At 64.7% G+C, this 20,936-nt stretch carries 21 protein-coding genes; 11 read left to right on the forward strand and 10 right to left on the reverse strand.

Going from position 1 to position 20,936, the window contains the following annotated elements; translation table 11 throughout:
- Positions 1-3: 3 nt before the first annotated feature.
- Positions 4-834, reverse strand: coding sequence for a squalene synthase HpnC (gene hpnC, locus ACFZAI_RS12600; RefSeq protein WP_391567185.1), 831 nt, complete (start codon positions 832-834; stop codon positions 4-6).
- A gap of 143 nt (positions 835-977) precedes the next feature.
- On the opposite strand from hpnC, the gene alr reads away from it, so the two are divergent.
- Together alr and ACFZAI_RS12610 are read left to right on the forward strand one after the other, a co-directional pair.
- Positions 978-2,105 (forward strand): alanine racemase, encoded by a 1,128-nt coding sequence (gene alr / locus ACFZAI_RS12605; RefSeq protein WP_391567186.1) that lies wholly within the window; start codon positions 978-980, stop codon positions 2,103-2,105.
- Between the two features lie 164 nt (positions 2,106-2,269).
- Positions 2,270-2,989 (forward strand): SDR family oxidoreductase, encoded by a 720-nt coding sequence (locus ACFZAI_RS12610; protein WP_054424913.1) that lies wholly within the window; start codon positions 2,270-2,272, stop codon positions 2,987-2,989.
- Positions 2,990-3,058: 69 nt separating this feature from the next.
- Here ACFZAI_RS12610 and hpaI read toward each other — a convergent pair whose 3' ends face one another.
- From hpaI to ACFZAI_RS12630, 4 genes are read right to left on the reverse strand one after another with little or no spacing between them, the layout of a single operon-like run.
- Positions 3,059-3,859 carry a 4-hydroxy-2-oxoheptanedioate aldolase gene (gene hpaI, locus ACFZAI_RS12615; RefSeq protein ID WP_391567187.1) on the reverse strand — a complete coding sequence of 267 codons (801 nt, stop codon included), beginning with the start codon at positions 3,857-3,859 and terminating at the stop codon, positions 3,059-3,061.
- A 15-nt stretch (positions 3,860-3,874) separates the two neighbouring features.
- The gene (hpaH, locus tag ACFZAI_RS12620; protein WP_391567188.1) at positions 3,875-4,678 is read right to left on the reverse strand and encodes a 2-oxo-hept-4-ene-1,7-dioate hydratase; all 804 of its coding nucleotides are present in this window, start codon (positions 4,676-4,678) and stop codon (positions 3,875-3,877) included.
- Between the two features lie 19 nt (positions 4,679-4,697).
- Complete coding sequence (locus tag ACFZAI_RS12625; RefSeq protein ID WP_391567189.1) at positions 4,698-5,447, reverse strand: fumarylacetoacetate hydrolase family protein; 750 nt, start codon at positions 5,445-5,447, stop codon at positions 4,698-4,700.
- A 10-nt stretch (positions 5,448-5,457) separates the two neighbouring features.
- Positions 5,458-6,510, reverse strand: a complete 1,053-nt coding sequence (locus ACFZAI_RS12630) for a fumarylacetoacetate hydrolase family protein (RefSeq protein ID WP_391567190.1) — start codon at positions 6,508-6,510, stop codon at positions 5,458-5,460.
- Between the two features lie 220 nt (positions 6,511-6,730).
- Between ACFZAI_RS12630 and hpaE the strand changes: the two genes are divergently transcribed.
- On the forward strand, positions 6,731-8,197 hold the full coding sequence (gene hpaE / locus ACFZAI_RS12635) for a 5-carboxymethyl-2-hydroxymuconate semialdehyde dehydrogenase (protein WP_391567191.1): 1,467 nt from the start codon (positions 6,731-6,733) through the stop codon (positions 8,195-8,197).
- A gap of 26 nt (positions 8,198-8,223) precedes the next feature.
- Complete coding sequence (gene hpaD / locus ACFZAI_RS12640) at positions 8,224-9,075, forward strand: 3,4-dihydroxyphenylacetate 2,3-dioxygenase (protein ID WP_391567192.1); 852 nt, start codon at positions 8,224-8,226, stop codon at positions 9,073-9,075.
- Positions 9,076-9,078: 3 nt separating this feature from the next.
- Here the strand turns inward: hpaD and hpaR are convergent, their stop codons facing one another.
- Both hpaR and ACFZAI_RS12650 read right to left on the reverse strand, forming a co-directional pair.
- Positions 9,079-9,543: a homoprotocatechuate degradation operon regulator HpaR gene (hpaR, locus tag ACFZAI_RS12645; protein WP_391567193.1), complete on the reverse strand. Its 465-nt coding sequence runs from the start codon at positions 9,541-9,543 to the stop codon at positions 9,079-9,081.
- 148 nt (positions 9,544-9,691) lie between these two features.
- Positions 9,692-10,345, reverse strand: coding sequence for a hypothetical protein (locus ACFZAI_RS12650; protein ID WP_391567194.1), 654 nt, complete (start codon positions 10,343-10,345; stop codon positions 9,692-9,694).
- Positions 10,346-10,686: 341 nt separating this feature from the next.
- Between ACFZAI_RS12650 and radA the strand changes: the two genes are divergently transcribed.
- The 3 genes from radA (at position 10,687) to ACFZAI_RS12665 (ending at position 13,275) form a co-directional block, all read left to right on the forward strand.
- Positions 10,687-12,048 (forward strand): DNA repair protein RadA, encoded by a 1,362-nt coding sequence (radA, locus tag ACFZAI_RS12655; RefSeq protein WP_054424929.1) that lies wholly within the window; start codon positions 10,687-10,689, stop codon positions 12,046-12,048.
- A gap of 13 nt (positions 12,049-12,061) precedes the next feature.
- Complete coding sequence (locus ACFZAI_RS12660) at positions 12,062-12,877, forward strand: sulfite exporter TauE/SafE family protein (RefSeq protein ID WP_391567195.1); 816 nt, start codon at positions 12,062-12,064, stop codon at positions 12,875-12,877.
- A gap of 158 nt (positions 12,878-13,035) precedes the next feature.
- On the forward strand, positions 13,036-13,275 hold the full coding sequence (locus ACFZAI_RS12665) for a hypothetical protein (RefSeq protein ID WP_391567196.1): 240 nt from the start codon (positions 13,036-13,038) through the stop codon (positions 13,273-13,275).
- A 124-nt stretch (positions 13,276-13,399) separates the two neighbouring features.
- Here the strand turns inward: ACFZAI_RS12665 and ACFZAI_RS12670 are convergent, their stop codons facing one another.
- From ACFZAI_RS12670 to ACFZAI_RS12680, 3 genes are all read right to left on the reverse strand, one after another.
- Entirely contained in the window at positions 13,400-14,356 is a 957-nt protein-coding gene (locus ACFZAI_RS12670; protein ID WP_391567842.1) for a 2-hydroxyacid dehydrogenase, read from the reverse strand.
- Positions 14,357-14,469: 113 nt separating this feature from the next.
- Positions 14,470-15,441, reverse strand: a complete 972-nt coding sequence (locus ACFZAI_RS12675; RefSeq protein WP_391567197.1) for a Bug family tripartite tricarboxylate transporter substrate binding protein — start codon at positions 15,439-15,441, stop codon at positions 14,470-14,472.
- A gap of 98 nt (positions 15,442-15,539) precedes the next feature.
- Complete coding sequence (locus ACFZAI_RS12680) at positions 15,540-16,541, reverse strand: Bug family tripartite tricarboxylate transporter substrate binding protein (protein ID WP_391567198.1); 1,002 nt, start codon at positions 16,539-16,541, stop codon at positions 15,540-15,542.
- Positions 16,542-16,767: 226 nt separating this feature from the next.
- On the opposite strand from ACFZAI_RS12680, the gene ACFZAI_RS12685 reads away from it, so the two are divergent.
- The 4 genes from ACFZAI_RS12685 (at position 16,768) to ACFZAI_RS12700 (ending at position 20,859) form a co-directional block, all read left to right on the forward strand.
- The gene (locus tag ACFZAI_RS12685) at positions 16,768-17,697 is read left to right on the forward strand and encodes a dihydrodipicolinate synthase family protein (protein ID WP_391567199.1); all 930 of its coding nucleotides are present in this window, start codon (positions 16,768-16,770) and stop codon (positions 17,695-17,697) included.
- Positions 17,698-17,801: 104 nt separating this feature from the next.
- The gene (locus tag ACFZAI_RS12690; RefSeq protein ID WP_391567200.1) at positions 17,802-18,575 is read left to right on the forward strand and encodes a FadR/GntR family transcriptional regulator; all 774 of its coding nucleotides are present in this window, start codon (positions 17,802-17,804) and stop codon (positions 18,573-18,575) included.
- A gap of 65 nt (positions 18,576-18,640) precedes the next feature.
- The gene (locus ACFZAI_RS12695) at positions 18,641-19,753 is read left to right on the forward strand and encodes an Ldh family oxidoreductase (protein WP_391567201.1); all 1,113 of its coding nucleotides are present in this window, start codon (positions 18,641-18,643) and stop codon (positions 19,751-19,753) included.
- A gap of 92 nt (positions 19,754-19,845) precedes the next feature.
- The gene (locus tag ACFZAI_RS12700) at positions 19,846-20,859 is read left to right on the forward strand and encodes a Bug family tripartite tricarboxylate transporter substrate binding protein (RefSeq protein ID WP_391567202.1); all 1,014 of its coding nucleotides are present in this window, start codon (positions 19,846-19,848) and stop codon (positions 20,857-20,859) included.
- Positions 20,860-20,936: the final 77 nt, after the last annotated feature.

The raw sequence follows: 20,936 nt of genomic DNA on the forward strand, positions 1-20,936 counted from the left end.
CTGTTACTTGATAGAGCGCCACAGCATGATGGCCCAGTCTTTGGCGCCCAATTCGGGGCGATTCATGAATACATCGTAGCTGCTTGCCTCGATACGCTCCAACACACGCAGCCCGCCTTGCACCACCAGGCGCAGCTCCAGGCCGATGCGGCCCGGCAGGCGGCGCGCCAGCGGAGCGCCGAAGTGTAGCAGCGCTCGTGTGCGTTCAACCTGGAAGGCCATCAACTCGCGCCACGCGGGCGTCAGGCGGCAGGCGGCCAGGTCGTCGTCGGTCACGCCATGGCGGCGCAGGTCTTCTTGCGGCAGGTAGACACGATGCTTGTGCCAGTCCACCCGCACGTCCTGCCAGAAGTTCACCTGTTGCAGCCCTGTGCAGATGGCGTCGCTTTCGGCGATGTCCTGCGGGCTGGTGGCATTGAACAGGTGCAGCATCAGGCGGCCGACCGGGTTGGCCGAGCGCGTGCAATAGTCGGCAAGCGACGCGTAGTCTTCGTAGCGTTTGACGGTGATGTCCTGCTCAAAGGCGGACAACAGGTCGTAGAACGGCGTGATGGGCAACTGGTGCTGGGCGATGGTCTTGGCCAGCGGCGTGAAGACATCAGCCAAGGGCGGCAGGCCGGGCGGGGGCACCGTGCCGGGCTCCGCGCCAATGCGGTGCAGCTCGGTGCGGTAGGCGGCCAACTGCGCCAGCCGTTCGTCGTCAGACGCGCCGCCTTCATCGGCGATATCGTCCGCCGAGCGGGCGAACCGGTAGATATCGGTCACGGCGCCACGAAGCCTGCGCGGCAGCAGCAGCGAGGCGACGGGAAAGTTTTCGTAGTGATCGATGGACATGGATAGCAATGCAAGTCGGGTCCGGTGGACCGTGTACGACGCATTTTAGAGTAGTCGCTTTCTTGGGCAGGGCGCTATCCCCATCGGGGCATCCCCGCGAGGGCGTCGATCAGTTAGACTTAAGCGCCACAGGATCTCACACCATGCCGCGCCCCATATCAGCCACTGTTTCCGTCTCAGCGCTTGCGCACAATCTTGCCACCGTGCGCCGTCATCTTGAACAAACCGCCGCCGCGGCGTCCGGCCTGCCGCCCTCCATCTGGGCGGTGATCAAGGCCAACGCGTACGGACACGGCATTGAGCAAGCGGTCACGGGGTTCTCCAAGGCGCAAGGCCTGGCGATGCTGGATCTGGACGAAGCCGTGCGCTGCCGCGAGGCCGGCTGGGGCGGCCCCATTCTGCTGCTCGAAGGGTTCTTCAAGCCGTCCGACCTGGATCTGGTCGACCGCTACCATCTCAGCACCACCGTACACAACCGCGAACAGCTGGACATGCTGGCGCGCGCGCGTTTCTCCCGCCGCGTGGACATCATGCTGAAGCTCAACAGCGGCATGAACCGCCTGGGCTTCAGCCCCGCCGCCTATCCCGCCGCCCATGAGCGCGCGATGCTGCTGCAACAGCAAGGCACGCTGGGCTCGGTGGGCAAGATGACGCACTTTGCCTGCGCGGACGGCCCCCAGGGCGTGACCGAGCAACTGGCCGTGTTTAATTCGGTGACGCATAAGATGCCGGGCGCGATCAGCGTCTGCAACTCGGCCGCCACCTTGCGCTTTGCCGACATCGCGGTGGGCTCGCCCACGCAAACCCATTGGGTGCGTCCTGGCATCTGCCTGTATGGCGCGTCGCCGTTTGCGGATGCCGAGGCCACGTCGTTCGGCCTGAAGCCGGCCATGACGCTCAGCTCCGAGATCATCGCGGTGCAGGAACTGAAGGCGGGCGATGCGGTGGGTTACGGCGCCATCTTCCGCGCCGAACGCCCCATGCGCGTGGGCATCGTCGCCTGCGGTTACGCCGACGGCTACCCGCGGCACGCCACCACCGGCACGCCGGTCGTCGTGGCCGGCATCCGCACCCAGCTGGTGGGCCGCGTATCCATGGACATGCTGATCGTTGACCTGGACCCGATTCCCGCCGCGGGCGTCGGCGCGCCCGTCGTGCTGTTTGGCGAAGATGGCCCGTCGGTGGACGAAGTCGCCATGGCCGCCGGCACCATCGGCTACGAGCTGCTGTGCGCACTCGCGCCCCGCGTACCCGTCACCCGCGACGCCTGAACGCGCTGTTTTCGCCGCCTGCCGTCCCGGGCGGCACGGTGTCCGCCGTGCAAGATTTGCTACGCAATTTACAAGACAGCCATCTCAGGATGGTGTCTACTGGGAACACCGGGCGCCCAAGCGCCCGTTTTTGACCAAGCAAACAGACTACGAGGTTTCGATCCATGAAGGACAAATGCGTGCTCATTACGGGTGCCACCAAGGGCATAGGCTGGGCGCTGACGCAGCGGCTGTCCGACATGGGTTGTCATGTGGTGGGCATCGCGCGCAACACGACGGATGTCGATTTCCCCGGTTATCTGTACGCCTGTGACCTGGCCGACGCTGGCCGCACCGAAGAAGTGCTGCGCGAAATCCGCGAGAAATTCCCGGTCGACGCGGTCGTCAACAATGTAGGCATCGCGTCGCCGCAGCCGCTGGGTGAAATTGATCTGGCCACGCTGTACAACGTGCTGGACCTGAACGTGCGCGTGGCGGTGCAAGTCACCCAAGCCTTTATTGAATCCATGAAGGTGCGCCGCGCCGGCCGCATCGTCAACGTGGTCAGCCGCGCCATTTATGGCGGCCTGGACCGCACGGCGTATTCCGCCGCCAAGAACGCGCTGGTGGGTTGCACCCGCACCTGGGCGCTGGAACTGGCCGAGTACGGCGTCACCGCCAATGCGGTGGCCCCCGGCCCGATCGAAACTGAAATGTTCCGCGCCACGCGCCCGGCAGGCAGCGAAGGCGAAAAGCGCGCGCTGGCTTCCGTGCCTATGAAGCGCTTGGGCACGCCGGCCGAAGTGGCCGCCGCCATCGCCTTCCTGTTGTCGGATGACGCGGGCTTCATTACCGGCCAGGTGCTGGGCGTGGACGGCGGGGGCAGCCTGGGCGGCCGTTCCTGATTGCGTCCCGCTGGCCCGAAGAACAAAGCGCACCATAAGGTGCGCTTTTTTTATCCGTGAAGCCTGCGGTCAGTACGGACCTTTGCCCGCCGCCACCGGCTTCACATCCTTGAATTGCGACGCCAGGTTTTCGGCTGCGCGCGCCAGCAGCACCGCGTCCACGCCCACGGCCACAAAGGTGGCGCCCAATTCCAGATAGTGCTTGGCTTGCGCCACGCCGCCGTGCAGGATGCCCGCGGCCTTGCCCGAGCGCACGATGCGGGTGATGGCGTCGTCGATGGTCTTCAAGACCTCGGGGTGATCGGGCTGGCCCAAGTAGCCCATGCTGGCCGACAGGTCTGCCGGGCCGATGAAGGCGCCGTCCACGCCGTCCACCGCCAGAATCTCATCCAGCGCGGCGATGCCGGCCGGCGTTTCGATTTGCACCAGCACGCACATCTGGTCGTTCGCGCGTTCCAGGTAATTCGGGATGCGGTTCCAACGCGACGAACGCGCCAGCGCGCTGCCCACGCCACGAATGCCAGCGGGCGGATAGCGCACGGCGGCAACTGCCGCGCATGCTTCGTCGGCGGACTGAATCATCGGCACCAGCAAGGTCTGCGCGCCGGTGTCCAGAATCTGCTTGATCTGTACCGGGTCGTTCCAGGCCGGGCGGACCACGGCGGCTACCGGGTAAGCGGCCACCGATTGCAGTTGCGACAGCGTCGTCTGCAACGTGTTGGGGGCGTGTTCGCCGTCAATCAGCAGCCAGTCAAAGCCGGCGCCGGCAACGATTTCGGAGGTGTAGGCGCTGGCCAGCCCGGCCCACAGGCCGATCTGAGGTTGGCGGTCGCGCAAGGCTTGCTTGAAGGTGTTGGTCAGGATGTCCATGGACGGCATGCCGTGTTAGATGAAATGACAGTTGACGGAACCCAGCACGCCGTAGTCGACATTGAAGGTGTCGCCGGGCCGGGCAGCGATCGGGCGCGTGAACGAACCCGACAAAATGATTTCCCCCGCTTCCAGCGCCACGTCGTGGGCGGCCAGCTTGTTAGCCAGCCATACTACGCCATTGGCCGGGTGATTCAAGACGCCCGCGGCCACACCGGTTTCCTCGATGACGGCGTTGCGCGACAGGATGGCGCCTACCCAACGCAAGTCCAGCTCGCCAATCTTCATGGGTCGTCCGCCCATCACCACACCCGCGTTGGCGGCGTTGTCAGCGATGGTGTCGAACACCTTGCGCGGGCGCTGGGTGGCGGGGTCGATGCCGTGCGAGCGCGCGTCGATGATCTCAAGCGCCGGGATCACGTAATCCACCGCGTCATACACCTGGAACAACGTCACGTCCGGGCCTTGCAGCCGCTTGCCCAGCACGAACGCCAGCTCGACTTCCAGGCGCGGCAGGATGAAACGGCTTGCGGGAATATCGCTGCCATCGGCAAAGAACATATCGTCCAGCAGCATGCCGAAATCGGGTTCGTTGATTTGCGATGCCTGTTGCATGGCGCGCGAGGTCAGCCCAATCTTGTGCCCGCGTTTGACGCGGCCTTCCGCCAGCTTGATGTCCATCCACGCGCGCTGAATGGCGTACGCATCGGCGATGGTGATGTCCGGGTATTCCAGCGAAATCTGGCCGATCTGCTGCCGGCTGCGTTCGGCGTCGTGCAGGCGCGCGGCAAGGTTGCGCACCGTTTGGGTGTCTAGCATGGGGTGTCCTGTAAAGGGCTCACGAAGAATAGGGAACCAGCGTGTTGACCAGCCGGCCGATGCCTTCGATTTCAGTGACCACTTCATCACCCGGCGCCACGTTGACGATGCCGTCGGGCGTGCCGGTCAGGATCAGGTCGCCCGCTGAAAGCGTCATGAAGCTGCTGAAGTATTCGATCAGAGCGGGCACGTCGAACACCATGTCGCGCGTGTTGCCGCGTTGGGTTTCGACGCCGTTGACGGTGGTGCGCAGGTTCAGATTCATCGGGTCTGGGACGTCGTCGCGGTCGACCAGCCAGGGGCCAAGCGGCGTGCAGGTGTCGCGGCTTTTTACGCGCAGGTTGGGGCGATACCAATTTTCCAGGTAGTCGCGCAGCGCGTAATCATTGGCCACCGTGTAGCCCGCCACGTAGTCATAGGCTTGATCGCGCGACACGCCGCGCGCCGTTTTGCCGATCACGACAGCCAGCTCGCATTCATAGTGCATGAAGGCGACGTCGGCCGGGCGCAGCGTCTGCGCGCGGTGCCCGACGAAGGTGTTGGCCGCCTTCAGAAAGCCCAAGGGTTCGTCGGGCGCCTTGAAGGCCAGCTCTTTGGCGTGGTCCGCGTAATTGATGGCAAGTGTGAAGGTCGTGCGCGGCTCAATAGGTGGCAGCCACGTTACGGCGTCTTCGGCCAGGACGCGGCCGTCGGCCAGGCGGACGTGGCCGGGCTGCGCTTCGGTGGCGGCGTGGATAGCGCCTTCATAGGCGATGCGTGCGTGTTTCATGGAGTCGTCCTTAAACCGTGGCGGCGGCCAACGCGTTGCTCAACGTGCCAACCTGCGCGATGCGGATGTCATAGCGTTGCCCGGCGCGCAGGCGCGGCGCGTCGTGCGGCGTGCCAACCAGCAGCATGTCGCCCGCCTCGAAGCTCATGAACTGCGTCACGTCGGCGATCAAACGCGCGACGGGGCGGATCAGGTCGGCGGTGCTGGCGCGCTGCGCGACCACGCCGTCCACCCACACCTCGATGTCGAGCGCGTCCGGGTTGCTGATGGCGGAGGCGGGCGCTAAATCACGGCCGATGGGGCAGAAGCCGTCGCGGCATTGCTGTTTCAGGGCGGGGCGGAAGTAGCTGCTGTGCGGCACAGACAAATCGGCCACCACGCGATAGCCCGCCACCACGTCTAACGCTTCCGACTCGCTCAGGCGCGTGGCGCGGCGTGCGAACACCACGCCCAAGGTGGCGCCCACTTGCACCTCGTCCACATCCGCCGGCAGCGTGATGACATCGCCGTCTTGCGCGTACGTATTGGCGGGTTTGATGTAGAGCACGGGGGCTTTGGGCGCGGCTTTGTAAGGCGGGGCGTCCACGGCGCTGCCCAAGGCGGCCAACGCTTGCCGCGTGTTCAGCGCCGCACCCACCACGGTGCGTGGGGGCGCGGCCAACGCGGCGCGGGTCTGGGCGGCTCTGGCCGCCAGATAGTCGCGGTAGTTGTTCAGCTTGTAGTTCAGCACGGGGTCCGCTTCTTCGATCTGCATCGAAATCCCGAAGGGGCGCGCGGCCATTTGCGGCGCCAGCGCCGTGGTCAGCGCCTGAAAAACGCGTTCACCCAGCGCGGTCTTCTGGGCGTCGTTGCGGCCATGTCCGATGCGCAGCACCACATGGACGAACGCGTTGTCCGGGTGGCCATCGACGATCAGGCAATCATCCACGCGCAAGGCGCGGGTGCGGGCGCCGGCCAACGGGAACAGGCTGCCGTCACCCACGGCGGCATCCTGCACGGTGCGCATCAGCGCACGCGTATCCAGGGCCAGATTGCCCGAGTACTCAATCCAGATATGGGGCATGGGGTCTCCCGCACAATATTGTTAGCATGTTAATTATCATAATGAAATCTGCAATGGGTGACAACGTGGCGGCAACCTGCAGCAACGCCACATGCGCGCAACGCCGCTGCATTCCGCTAGTGGTTTTCCGACGTTGACAGCCTGCCTTTCGCCGGCATAATGTTAACGTGTTAATTAAAAGTGGCGGCCATCACCGCCGGGCACGGGACGAGGAGCCGCGATGAGCATAAAGCACTGGATCAATGGGGAGCAGGTCGACAGCCAAGACCGCTTCATCACCTACAACCCGGCCACGGGCGACGCCATCGACGAAGTGGCCTCGGGCGGCCAGGCCGAAATCGACGCCGCCGTGTCCGCCGCGGCGGCCGCCTTTCCCAAATGGGCCAACACGCCCGCCAAGGAACGCGCCCGGCTGATGCGCCGCCTGGGCGAACTGATCGACCAGAACGTGCCGATGCTGGCCGAACTTGAAACGCAGGACACCGGCCTGCCAATTTCACAAACCCGCAAGCAGCTGATTCCGCGCGCCTCCGAGAATTTCAATTTCTTCGCCGAGGTCTGCACGCGCATGAACGGGCATACCTATCCCGTGGACGACCAGATGCTGAACTTCACGCTGTACCAGCCCGTGGGCGTGTGTGCGCTGGTGTCGCCGTGGAACGTGCCGTTCATGACGGCCACGTGGAAAACCGCGCCATGCCTGGCGCTGGGCAATACGGCGGTGCTGAAGATGTCTGAACTCTCGCCACTTACGGCCGATCAGCTGGGCCGTCTGGCCCTTGAAGCCGGCATCCCGGCCGGCGTGCTGAACGTGGTGCAGGGCATGGGTGCGACCGCGGGCGACGCGCTGGTGCGCCACCCCGGCGTGCGCGCAATCTCGTTTACCGGCGGCACGGTCACCGGTAAAAAAATCATGGCCAGCGCCGGCGGCATCAAGAAGTTTTCGATGGAGCTGGGCGGCAAATCGCCCGTGCTGATCTTTGATGACGCCGATGTCGACCGCGCGCTGGACGCCGCGTTGTTCACCATCTTTTCGTTGAACGGCGAGCGCTGCACGGCGGGTTCGCGCATCTTCGTGCAGGAAACCATCTATGCCGATTTCGTGCGCAAATTTGCCGCGCGCGCCGAACGGCTGGCGGTGGGTGACCCGATGAATGACGCCACGCATGTGGGCGCGATGATCACGCGCCAGCATTGGGAAAAGGTGACGGGCTACATCCAGCTGGCCGAACAAGAGGGCGCGCGCATCCTGGCGGGTGGCGCGGGCAAGCCGGCCGGGCTGCCGGCGCAGTTATCGGGCGGCAACTTCGTGCGTCCGACCGTGCTGGCCGACGTCGACAACCGCATGCGTTGCGCGCAGGAAGAAATCTTCGGCCCCGTCGCCTGCCTGATCCCGTTCAAGGACGAGGCCGAAGGGCTGGCGCTGGCCAATGATGTCAAATATGGCCTGGCTTCCTACATCTGGACAAGCGACATCGGCCGCGCCCATCGCCTGGCGCGCGGTATTGAAGCCGGCATGGTGTTCATCAACAGCCAGAACGTGCGCGATCTGCGCCAGCCGTTTGGCGGCACCAAGGAATCCGGCACCGGGCGCGAAGGCGGCGAATATAGCTACGAGGTCTTCGCCGAAATCAAGAACGTCTGCGTGTCGATGGGCAGCCACCACATACCGAAATGGGGCGTCTGAGCCCCTGCACCAAGGAGACAACCATCATGGGCAAGCTTGCGCTGGCGGCGAAAGTGACGCACGTGCCGTCGATGTATCTGTCGGAACTTCCCGGCAAGCACCACGGCTGCCGCGAGGCCGCCATCCAGGGCCATCGCGACATCGGCGAGCGCTGCCGCAATCTGGATGTGGATACGATTGTGGTGCTGGACGTGCACTGGCTGGTGAACGCGGGCTATCACGTGAACGCCAATGCGCGCTTTGCAGGCCGCTACACCAGCAACGAACTGCCGCACTTCATCAAGGACATGGACTACGCCTACGGCGGCAACCCTGAACTGGGCCGCCGCATCGCTGAATGCGCCAACGCGGCGGGCGTGGCCACGCGCACGCACGAGATCGACAGCCTGGAACTGGAATACGGCACGCTGGTTCCCATGCGCTACATGAACGGCGACGGCCGTTTCAACGTGCTGTCGGTGGCGGCGTGGTGCGCGTGGCATGGCCTGGATGAAAGCCGGCGCTTTGGCGCCGCCCTGCGTCAGGCGATCGAGGCCAGCGACAACCGCGTGGCCGTGCTGGCCAGCGGTTCTTTGTCACATCGGTTCAACGATAACAACAGCCCTGAAGCCGCCATGCACCAGATCAGCCGCGAGTTCCATCGTCAGATGGATCTGCGGGTGGTTGATCTGTGGCGCCAGGGGGATTGGAAGACGTTCTGCGCCATGCTGCCGGACTACGCCGAGCTGTGCGTGGGCGAGGGCGGCATGCACGACACGGCGATGCTGCTGGGCTTGCTGGGGTGGGACGCTTACGACAAGCCGGTGGAGATCGTCACCGATTACTTCACCAGCTCCGGCACGGGGCAGATCAACGCGATCTTCCCGGTGCCTGACTAAGTGTCAGCCTTCGTCGGCATCGCCCGATGCCGGCGTATTCCGCTTGATCAGGTCGACCATGGTGTCGACATCGCGGTACAGGCGGTCAAGCAATTCCTTGCCGATCTTGGCTTCGATCTCTTGGTACTTCGCATCCACGTGCGGGCGCATCCGGTCGATCAGCTTGTTGCTCTTGGGGGTCAGCGAGATTTCCTGGCGGCGCTGGTCGGCGCTGGAGCGCACGCGCTTGATCAAGCCTTGTTCTTCCATGCCGGCCAGCATGCGGGTCAGGCTGGGGCTAAGAATTTGACAGCTGCGCGCGATCTGGTTCGGTTCCATCGATCCCACTTCGCTCAAGGTGCGCAACACCCGCCATTGTTGTTCGGTGACGCCGGCCGCGTGCAATACGGGTCGGAAATGCGCCATCAGGGTTTCGCGTGCGTAGAGCAGCAGGTGGGGAAGATTGCGGTGGTGGAAGCTCGGACTCATGGCGGCTATGTTAGCAAGAAGCCATCCGTTTTTTGCTCACTGTTTCTTGATCCTGAACGGCTTGCGGCGGGGATGCAACACGGCCCCCGGCGCCGCCGTGACGGGCGGGCTGGGGGCCGGATCAAAGCCGTGAGTTCGGGCCGTAAGTTCAGGCCGGGTTCTGCTGGGCCAGTTCCTGCAAGTCGTCAGGCAAGGTCAGGTCGGGCGCGCCTTGCTGCAATTCGCGCAGCGCTTGCACGGCGTCGTCCTGCTGGTCGTTCTGCATCAGCGACCGGATGTGCGCCACGCGAGCCTCGATATCTTCTTCGCTGAACGCGACGACGTCGGTGGCAGTGGCCTCGGCGGGCTGCTCCGTGCTGGTGGCGGCAGCGGCTTGCGGGGCCGGCGTCACTTGAACCGCCTGGCTCTGGCTAGCTTCGGGCGTTGACCCTGACGCCGATGTAGAAACCGAAACGCGTTGAGTGACAGCAGGCGCCGCGGATTTTCCGGCCAGCGCATCGGTCAGGGCGGCGGGGGGCGGCGAGCGTTCGGCGCTGGTGCCAACTTCATGCGGGGCGACGAGCTGCGCGTTCAGCTCGGGTGCCTCGGCGCTTTCGCGCATGTCGGTCCAGGCGAACAGGCCCGCCACCATCGCGGCGCACGCCGCTGCGGCCCAGCCGGGGTGCCAGCTATGGCCAGGGTGCCAGGTTCGGCGCACCGCGGCGTCCAGTTCGGGACTGCTCCCGGGTCTGGGCTTACGGTACAGGGCGCGCAGATCCCGTTCATCGTCTTCATCGAAAGGGGGGCGATAGGTAATGCTCATGCGCGTACTCCTCGCGCCTGCGTCCGGTGGCAGGACGCATCCGCGTTTGACCTTTCGCTCGTCGCCGCGCCGGTGGTCCGGCGGTCTTGTCGTGGCTTGGGTCGTGTTCCGGTTTATGCGGCTTGGGTGGCAGGCCGCGCTGCATCCGTCGATTATGCGCGATTTGCGGGATTCCGGCAGGGAATTTCTTCTATTTGCATGATGTAACTTTGGCCCGTCCCTAATACTGAAAGCAGAATGACAGACTCGTGCCTCGCAGCACGTCAAAGTGACTGTTCAATGCGCGTTTTGATCCCGGTTCTGCGCCCCGGGACGCGAGCGATGCCAGTACACTTTCGCGCATGGCCAAATCCCGAACCGTATATGTGTGCGCCGACTGCGGCGGCACGACCCCGAAGTGGCAGGGCAAATGCCCGCATTGCAACGCCTGGAACACGCTGGAAGAAACGGTGGAGTCGTCGTCGCCCGCCGCGTCCGCCCACCGCTATGCGCCGCTGGCCTCAGCCAGCCCGGTGCGCAGCCTGTCCGAAATCGAAGCCCGCGAAACGCCGCGCCAGCCTACCGGCCTGGACGAATTTGACCGCGTGCTGGGCGGCGGTCTCGTCGCCGGGGCCGTGGTGCTGATTGGCGGCGACCCCGGCATCGGCAAGTCCACGCTGCTGCTGCAAGCGCTGGCTTCGCTGTCCGAGACCACGCCCGTGCTGTATGTGACGGGCGAAGAGTCCGCCGAGCAGGTCGCCTTGCGCGCGCGCCGCCTGGACTTGCAGACAGGCAACGTCAACCTGCTGGCCGAGATCCGGCTGGAAGCCATTCAGGCTGCCGTGTCCGAACAGAAGCCCACGGTTGCCGTGATCGATTCCATTCAAACGCTCTACAGCGGTGAACTCAGCGCCGCGCCGGGTTCCGTGTCGCAGGTGCGCGAGTGCGCCGCGCAGCTGACCCGGCTGGCCAAGCAGACGGGCATCGCCATCGTCATGATCGGCCACGTCACCAAAGACGGCGCGCTGGCGGGTCCGCGCGTGCTGGAACACATCGTGGACACGGTGCTGTATTTCGAAGGCGATACGCATTCGTCGTTCCGTCTGGTGCGCGCGTTCAAGAACCGTTTTGGCGCTGTGAATGAACTCGGCGTCTTCGCTATGACCGACCGCGGTCTGCGTGGCGTGGCCAACCCGTCTGCGCTGTTCCTCTCGCAACACGAACAGCAGGTGGCCGGTTCCTGCGTGATGGCCACGCAGGAAGGCACGCGCCCGCTGCTGGTCGAAATCCAGGCCTTGGTGGATAGCTCGCACGCGCCCAACCCGCGCCGGCTGACGGTCGGGCTGGAAGGCAACCGGCTGGCGATGCTGCTGGCCGTGCTGCACCGGCACGCGGGGGTCACCACGTTCGACCAGGACGTGTTCGTCAACGCCGTGGGCGGCGTGCGCATCACGGAACCCGCGGCCGACTTGCCGGTGCTGCTGGCCATTATGTCGTCGTTGCGTGACAAGCCCTTGCCGCGTGGCCTGATTGCATTTGGTGAAGTGGGCCTGGCCGGCGAGATCCGGCCCGCGCCGCGCGGCCAGGAACGGTTGCGCGAAGCAGCCAAGCTGGGCTTTTCGATTGCACTCATCCCCAAGGCCAACGCTCCGCGCCAGCCCATCGAGGGTCTGGAGATCTGGGCGGTGGACCGCCTGGACGCCGCGCTGGACAAGCTGCGCTGATCGGGAGCACTTCGTGAGTCTGTTAGTGATCGCCGCGTGCCTGGCCGCGGGGGGCCTGATTGGTTTCATGGGCGGCGTGCTGGGCATCGGGGGCGGTCTTATCGCCATTCCCGCGCTGGTGTTGTTGATGGGCATGTCGCAACAACTGGCGCAAGGCACTGCGCTGATCATGGTGTTGCCCGCCATCACGATGGCGGTGCGCAAGTACAACCAGCAGACCCGCATCGACAAACGCGTGGCCGCCGCAGGCGCGGCGGGCGCCGTGCTGTTCACCTGGGTGGGCGCGCGTTTGGCGCTGGGCATCGACTCCGGTGTCTTGCGCCGAAGCTTCGCCGTGTTCCTGTTCTTCATCGCCTTGTTCTATGTGTGGCAGACGTGGCGCGCGGGCCGCGTTGCCGCCAGCAAACAGAAACGCAAAGAGCAAGGGGCAACGCAAACGCAAACGCAAAAGCCTGCGCGCGCGGCGCCTGCCTTCACGCCGCGTCGCGCAAGCGTCTTGGGCATGTTGTGCGGCACCTTGGGCGGCTTCTTCGGCGTGGGCGGCGCGGTGCTGGCGGTGCCCATCATCACGTCCGTCTTCCGGTTGCCGCAGACCATGGCGCAGGCGCTGGCGCTGAGCATGGTGATTCCGGGTTCCACGATTGCGCTCATCACTTACGGATGGGCGGGTCAGGCGAACTGGATGGTGGGCCTGCCGATGGCGATAGGCAGCTTGCTGTTCGTGCCGGTTGGCGTGCGCTTGGCGTACAAGCTGCCTGAACGCAAGCTTAGAGCCTGCTTCGCGCTGATGCTGTTCGCCACCGTGGCGCTGCTGGCGTTTGAAAGCTGAGCGCCAGCCTGTATTAGCAAACGTTAGCGTCCGAAATTTTGTGGTTCCGCGTTGAACCTTCGGCGAGTGGGATCTTCAAACGGAGTACGGGGTAAGCGGCGATGTTGCCGCCCCGTGTCGGATAGGCTTTTAGCCTTGCACATTCAGGAGTTCATGAAATGACGACCCACTCCCGTATCGCTGCGTTCTTATCCACCTCGGCCTTGTGCCTCGGTCTTGCTGCTGCGCCTTCTGCGTTTGCGGCCGGCGCCGATGCCACGGCCAAGGCGGGTGATACCAAGACCCAGGCGCAGCACAAGCATCACAAGTCTGACAAAACGTCCGCCAAACCAGCGGCCGCGAAATCAGGCACTGCATCAAAGATGGACCATTCCGGCGCCACGACGCCGGCCAAGTAGCAAGCGGCTGAAAAGCCTTAAGTAGTTCCTTTGCAGGAAGACTGCCGGTTCCTTGGGGCCGGAAAGTCGAAAGCCTCTCGGTATGGGCACCGAGAGGCTTTTTCATTTTTGCAGCAGGTGTTTGTTATTCGACCGGCGTAATCACACGGCCCGTGTCGAAGTAGGCCTGCAAGTTATCCAGCATCAGGTTTTCCATGCCCAGGCGCGTTTCCAGCGTGGCGCTGCCGATGTGCGGCAGCACGACGGCGTTGTCGCTGTTCTTCAGCGCGTCTGGCACCTTGGGTTCGTGTTCGAACACGTCCAGCGCTGCGCAACCGAGCTTGCCGGATTCCAGCGCCGCCACCAGCGCCGCTTCATCAATGACCGGGCCGCGCGCGATGTTGACGATGATGCCCGTTGGGCCCAACGCTTCCAGCACGGGCTGATTCACCAGATGGCGCGTGCTCGGGCCGCCTACGGTGGCGACCACGAGGAAGTCGGCCCACTTGGCCAGATCCACCAGCGACGCTTCGTAGCCATAAGCGATGTCGTCGCGCTTTCGGCGGTTGTGATAGCGCACGTCCATGTCGAAACCCGTGCCACGCTTGGCAATGGCTTCACCGATGCGGCCCAGGCCCACAATGCCCAGCTTCTTGCCGCTGACGCGCTGGCCCAGCGGGATGCTGCCATGCACCTGGCCCCATTGGCCGGCGCGCACGAAGCGTTCGCCCTGGCCCATGCGGCGCGCGCCGGCAATCAGCAGGCCCCAGGCCAGGTCCGCCACGCAATCCGTCAGCACGTCAGGCGTGTTGCTGACCTGCACGCCACGCTTCTTGGCGGCGTCCACGTCGATGGTTTCGTAGCCCACGCCCCAGCTGCAAATGGCTTTGAGGTCGGGCAGGGCGTTGATGAGTTCAGCGTCGGCGCCGAAGTTGGCCGACGTGACAACCGCGGTGATGCCCTTGCCATGTTCGGCCAGCGCCGCTTTGCGATCCGGAAATTTCCACAGTTCCACTACGTCATAGCGGTCTGCCAGGCTCTTGTTGGCGGTGGGGGAGCCGGCCAGCGAGCCGACCTGGATGATGCGTTGCTTGGTGGTCATGTTGTCGTACGGGTGGGTGGCGAAAACGGTCATGCTACTTGATTCGGCGGGGGGCAGGCACCGGGGATGCCCGCAGGCATCCCCGATGTTTATGCCCGCGCTGCCGCCACCGCTTATTCCAACTGGATGTTGGCCTTCTGAATGACATCCTTCCAGCGCTTGACCTCGCCTTGCTGGAATTGCGTGAACTGCTGCGGCGTGTTGGCCACCACTTCAAAGCCCAGGCCTTGCAGCGTTTGCTCGGTCTTCGGGTCGCGCAGCGCGGTTTGCAGCGCCTTGGACAATTGCTCTACAACGGCCGGGGGCGTGCCCTTGGGCACGGCGAAGCCTTGCCAGGAATACACCACCATGTCCTTGATGCCCGCTTCCGCCAGCGTCGGCACATTGGGCAGATCCGGTGCGCGCGCATCGCCCGTAATGGCCAGCGCTTTCAGCTTGCCGGCCTTGATGTGGTTCTGCACCGCACCCAGGTTCTGGAACGACACGTTGACCTGTCCGCCGATCAGGTCGGCAATGGCCGCGCCGCCGCCTTTGTAGGGCACGTCCACGCCGGTGCTGTCCGTGCGCTGGCGAAACAGCACGGCGGAAAGGTGGTCAGACGAACCCGTGCCGGACGACGCATACGACACGCTGCCCGGATTCTTCTTCGCATACGCAACCAGCTCGGCCACGGTGGCGGCCGGGAAGGTGGGGGCGGCGACCAGCACGTTGGGGTTGCGCACCGCTTGCGTCAGATACGTGAAGTCCTTGCTGGGGTTGTACGTCAGGTTTTTGTACAGCGCTTCGTTGATGGCGAAGGTGCCAATCGACCCCACCATCATCGTGTAGCCATCGGGCGTGCTGCGCGCCAGCGCCTGTGCGCCGATGGCGCTGTTGGCGCCCGGCTTGTTTTCAACCACGAAGGTCTGGCCCAGGATCTTCGACAGCGCGGGCGTGACGGAACGCGCGGTGATGTCGGACGAGCCGCCGGGCACGAACGGCACGATCATGGTGACGGGCTTGTCGGGGTAGCCGGCCGCTTGTGCAGCCGGCCCGCCAAGTAGAACGGCGCTCGCCGCGGCGGCGGCGCAGATCAGTTTATTCATGGTGTCTCCTGGTTCGCGTGGTGATGAAAAACCCGGCGCTCACGCGTTGCGGCCGGGCTTGAATCGGGGGCTGAATAGGGAGCGTGATTCGTGTGGGCTCAGTCGACTTTTGCGCCGGAGGTCTTCACCACCTCGGCCCACTTGACGGTTTCCTGCGCCATGAATTGCTTGAACTGCGTGGGCGTATTGCCTGATGGCGTGGCGCCTTGCGCTTGCAGTTGCGCCCGCACGGGTTCCTGTTGCAAGGCGGCCGCGACGTCGCGCTGAATCTTTTCAACAATGGCGGGCGGCGTGCCAGCAGGCGCCAGCAAGCCGAACCAGCTGGATGCCTCATACCCCTTCACGCCCGCTTCAGCCATCGTCGGCACATCGGGCAGCGCGGGCGAACGCGCGGCGGTGGTAACCGCCAGCGGCCGCAGCTTGCCGCCCTTGATGAAGCCCATGGACGAGGGCAGGTTGTCGAAGATCAGGTCAGCGGACCCGCCCATCACATCGGTCAGCGCGGGGCTGCTGCCCTTGTACGGCACGTGCGTCATGCGCGTGCCCGTCATGCTCTGGAACAGTTCGCCCGACAGGTGCGTGGACGTGCCGTTGCCGGTGGACGCCATGTTGACGCTGCCCGGGTTGGCCTTCAGATACTTGATCAGGTCCGCCACCGTGCGGATGCCGTGCTTGTCGGCAAACTTGGGGTTCAGTTCCAGAATGTTCGGCACGGGGATGACCAGCGTGACCGGCACGAAGTCCTTGACCGGGTCGTACGGCAGCTTGCTGTAGACCGATTGATTGATGGCGTGCGTGCTGACGGTGCCCATCAGCAGCGTGTAGCCGTCAGCGGTGGCGCGCGCCGCCTCGGCCGTGCCGACGTTGCCGCCCGCGCCGGCCTTGTTGTCCACCACCACCGGCTTGTTCCAGCTCTTGCCCAGCTCAGCCGCCACCACGCGCGCGGCGATGTCCGCAGTGCCGCCCGCGGGGAAGGGCACGATGATCTTGACCTCGCGTTCGGGATAGTCGGCGTGGGCTTGGGCGGCGGGCAGCAGCAGCGCGGTCGCCATCAAACAGGCGGCCGTGATCAGCCGGCATCGCGCGATGGGGGCTTGCATGATGAGTTGTCTCCTGGGTGTGCGCGTGGCCGCGCATCGTTTGTGGGGGATGTTGCGCGCCCCTGGCATCGCCCGAGGCGTGTTGCAACGGGGCGCTCATCGCGCCCCGCCTTGTTGATGCCTTTCCACTTGTCAAACAAATATAGGTATTGAGAATTTGCTTGTCAACCAAGTATACTTTTTTCCCATCACTCATCTGACAAGTGCAACAGCCAGGAGCCCGTTCATGAAAACTACCCCGGTCACCGCCCAGGACCTGCAACGTTCGGTCATTGCCGTGCCGCCGCTTGCCCGCCACGACGATCTGTCCTTGAACGAAGCCGCCAACAAGGCGCTGCTGGGGCATCTGGAGGCCGGGGGCGTGCGCAACGTGATGTACGGCGGCAACGCCAATTTCTACAACGTGGGCGTGAGCGAATACGCGCGCATCGTGGACATGCTGGCAGGCCTGGCGGGATCGGACACGTGGATACTGCCGTCGGTCGGCCCCGACTACGGCAAGATGATGGACCAGGCCGCCATTCTGCGGTCGCGCGCCTTTCCTACCGCCATGCTGCTGCCGATGGCGTTCCCGTACACCGATGACGGTCTGGCCGAAGGCGTGCGCCGCTTCACCGATGCGTTGGGCAAGCCCGCCGTGGTCTACATCAAGTCGGCCGACTACCTGGCGCCGGAAACCGCCGCGCGCCTGATCGAAGAAGGCCGTATCGCCGCGTTCAAGTACGCCGTGGTGCGCGACAACCCGGCAAAAGATGCGTATCTGTCGTCGTTGCTGGAATCCGTGGATTCGCGCTGGATCGTCAGCGGCATTGGCGAACGTCCGGCCATCGTCCACTACCGGGACTTCGGGTTGAAAAGCTTCACGTCGGGCTCTGTGTGCGTGGCCCCGCGCGGTTCGATGCGCCTGCTGCACCTGCTTGGCGAAGGCCGTTACGACGAGGCCGAAGCCGTGCGCCAACACTATCTGGGCCTGGAAGATTGCCGCGACGGCATCAGCCCGATTCGCGTGCTGCATGATGCCGTCACGCTGTCGGGCGTGGCGGACATGGGCCCGATGCTGCCGTTGCTGACGGGCATCTCGGCCGCTGAACGCGAGCGCGTGGCGCCGGTCGCGCGCGCGTTGGCGGCATGGGACAAGGAAGCCGTGGCGGCCTGAGCGTGAACGGGTGCGCTGCATGCCGCTCATCGCATCGCCTGTTGGCGGTACGATGAGCGCTGTTCGCCTCAAGGCGAGCAGGCCTTAAGCATTCAGGAGGTTTCGTGGCCCGATCCAAAGCATCTACTTCGTCCGAGCCGCAGGCGCCCGTCGAGTCCGACGCGTCCGGGTCCCAACCGCTTGAACGCGGGCATCGGGTGCGGCTGGCGGATCAGGTCTACGGACAGATCTTTGAGCAGATCGTCTCTGGCGGCCTGAACGTGGGCGACAAGCTGCCCTCCGAAAACGAAATATCGGAACGCTTCGGCGTGTCGCGCCCGGTCGTGCGCGAAGCCTTGCTGCGTTTGCGTGCCGATGGCTTGATCACCGCGCATCAAGGGTTGGGCACGTTTGTCAGCCATCAGCCCGCGCCGCGTCTGAAAACCTTCAACGATGTGCAAAACGTTAGCGCGTATCTGCGCGCGCAAGAGGTTCGCGTGGCGTTGGAGGGCGACGCCGCGCGGCTGGCGGCGCTGCGCCGCACCGACGAACAACTGAAGAAGATCGCCGATGCGCATGCGGCCTTTGCCGACAGCCTGGCGCACGGCCAGGTGTCGCCCGAAGCCGATCTGGCGTTTCACGCCAGCATTGCCGAGGCCAGCGGCAACGACTTTTATCTGGGGGTGCTGGAAAGCATCCACGAATCCATCAACGGTTTCATGCGGCTGACGTTGAGCCTGACGCGCACTGGCTCGCGGCAACGCGCCCAGCGCGTCGTGGACGAACACGCCACCATCCTGGACGCTATCCGCGAACAGGATAGCGAGCGCGCCCGCGTGGCCATGCAATTTCATCTGGGGCAGGCGCGCCACCGGCTGGTGGACCGCGAACGCGACTAGGCGCGCAGCCGCTTCCCGCCGCCGCGCCCGGCATCGCAATACCTATAACGAACGGAGACGACTCAGTGCAAGGCAACGTAGCAACAGGAACGGACGTGCAGGTGGAGCAGGTTCGCGAGCAGATTTTGCAGGTGCTGCAAGCGTGGGGCATGGATGAAGATCTGGCGCACATCACGGCGGGTCTGATGGCGCAAACGGATTTGCTGGGCATCGATTCGCACGGCATTTCGATGCTGCCTTCGTATGAAGAAAAATGGCGCGCGGGGTCGCTGCGGCTGGATGCGCGCGCGAAGATCGTGCGCGACGGCGGCGCCAGTGCGTTGATCGACGGCATGGGCGGGCTGGGCTATCCGGTGGCGGCGCAAGCCATGCACCTGGCGGTCGATAAGGCGTTGGAACACGGTGTGGGGGCGGTGTCGGTCTGCAACTCGCATCACTTCGGCGCCGCTGGCGTGTACGCGCGCATCGCGGTTGAGCGCGGCGTGGTCGGGCTTGTCACCAGCAGCGCCAACGGCGTCATCATGGTGCCCACGCGCGGCGCCATGCCGATGCTGGGCACCAACCCCATTGCCTTCGGCGCGCCCGCGGCGCACAACGAACCCTTTGTGCTGGATATGGCGACCACCACCGTCGCCGCCAACAAGGTCAAGGTCTACGACTTTCTGGGCAAGCCGTTGCCTCCGGGCTGGGCGGTGGACGGGCAGGGCGGGGCGGTCACAGACGCCGACGCCGCCATGCAGTTCATCTTCAAACGGCCCGAAGGCGGCTTGACGCCGCTGGGCGGCACGCCTGCGATGAGCAGCCACAAAGGCTACGGCCTGGCGATGATGGCGCAGATTCTGGGCGGCACGTTAAGCGGCAGCGCGTTCGCCGCACGCCGCGCGCCCACGCGCCAGCCGGGCGAACCCGACGACGTCGGGCATTTCTTTTTGGCTTTGAATCCCGATGCGTTCCGCGCGGCCGGATCGTTTGAGTCCGACATGGATGACTTGATCGATTCGATGCACGACACCCCGCCCGCCAATCCCGACGAGCCCGTGCTGGTGGCGGGCGAACCCGAAGCGGCGGAGCGTGCGCGCCGGTTGCGCGCGGGCATCCCCATTTCCGCGGCCTTGGCCGAGCGCCTGCGCGGCATCTGCGAACGCGCGGGCACGCCTTACCTGCTGGATGACAAGTAGGCGGGCCGCGATCCCCCATTCACGTGTTTTGCAAGACAACAGCAGACCCGGACACCGGGCGCCATACCTAGAAAAACCACGAGGAGACAACCATGCAAGAACACAAACCTTTGGCGCGCAGACGCCTTGCCATCCTGACCGCCGCACTGGCCGCCACGACGATCGGCGTGCTGGCCATGGCGCCGAACGCCGCCATGGCGCAAGCGGGCACATGGCCCGCCAAGCCCGTGAAGCTGATCGTGCCGTTCCCGGCGGGCGGCAGCACGGATTCCGTGGGCCGCTTGCTGGCCGCCGAATTGTCCAAAGAGCTGGGCCAGAGCGTCATTGTCGAGAACAAGGGCGGGGCCAATGGCAACATCGGCTCGGATGTTGTGGCCAAGGCGGAACCCGACGGCTACACCTTGCTGCTGTCTGGCGTCGGGTCTAACGCCATCAGCTATGCGGTCTACCAGAACATGCCGTACCGCAACAGCGACTTCGCGCATATCTCGCTCTTGGCAACCGGGCCCAACGTGCTGGTGGCCAACATGGAGTTCCCCGGCAAGACCCTTGAAGACTTCATCAAGCTCTCGCGCGAGAACCCGGGCAAGTACACGTTCGCCAGTTCAGGCAGCGGCTCGTCGGGCCACCTGGCCATGGAGATGCTGAAGCAGGACGCCAAGATTGATCTGGTGCATGTGCCGTACAAAGGCGGCGCTGCGGCCATTACCGACATGATCGGCGGGCGTGTGTCGGTGATGTTCCTGAACCAGGACACGCTGCTGCCGCAGGTCACGTCCGGCAAGCTGCGCGCGCTGGCGGTGGCCAGCGCCAAGCGCAATCCGGCCTACCCGAATACGCCGACGGTGGCAGAGTCCGGTTACCCGGGCTTCTCGGCAGAATCGTGGTTTGGTTTGTCGGCGCCTGCGAAGACGCCGCCTGCGGTGATTCAGCGTCTGAATCAGGCCACGGTGAAGGCGTTGGCGTCACCCGACATCCGCAAGAAGCTTGAAAGCGTGGGCTTCGTGGTGGTGGCGGACGACCCGAAATCGTTCTCGGCGTTTGTCGATAACGAAATCACCAAGTGGGGCAAGGCCGCGAAAGCATCCGGCGCCCGCATGGATTAAGGGCATGCCCTAATACTTGCCCGCTGTACCGCCGGGCTTCGGCCCGGCATGATTCCCGTATTCTTTTTCTGCAAACA

Source organism: Achromobacter sp. NPDC008082, from assembly GCF_042957345.1.
GTDB lineage: Bacteria > Pseudomonadota > Gammaproteobacteria > Burkholderiales > Burkholderiaceae_B > Achromobacter > Achromobacter kerstersii_A.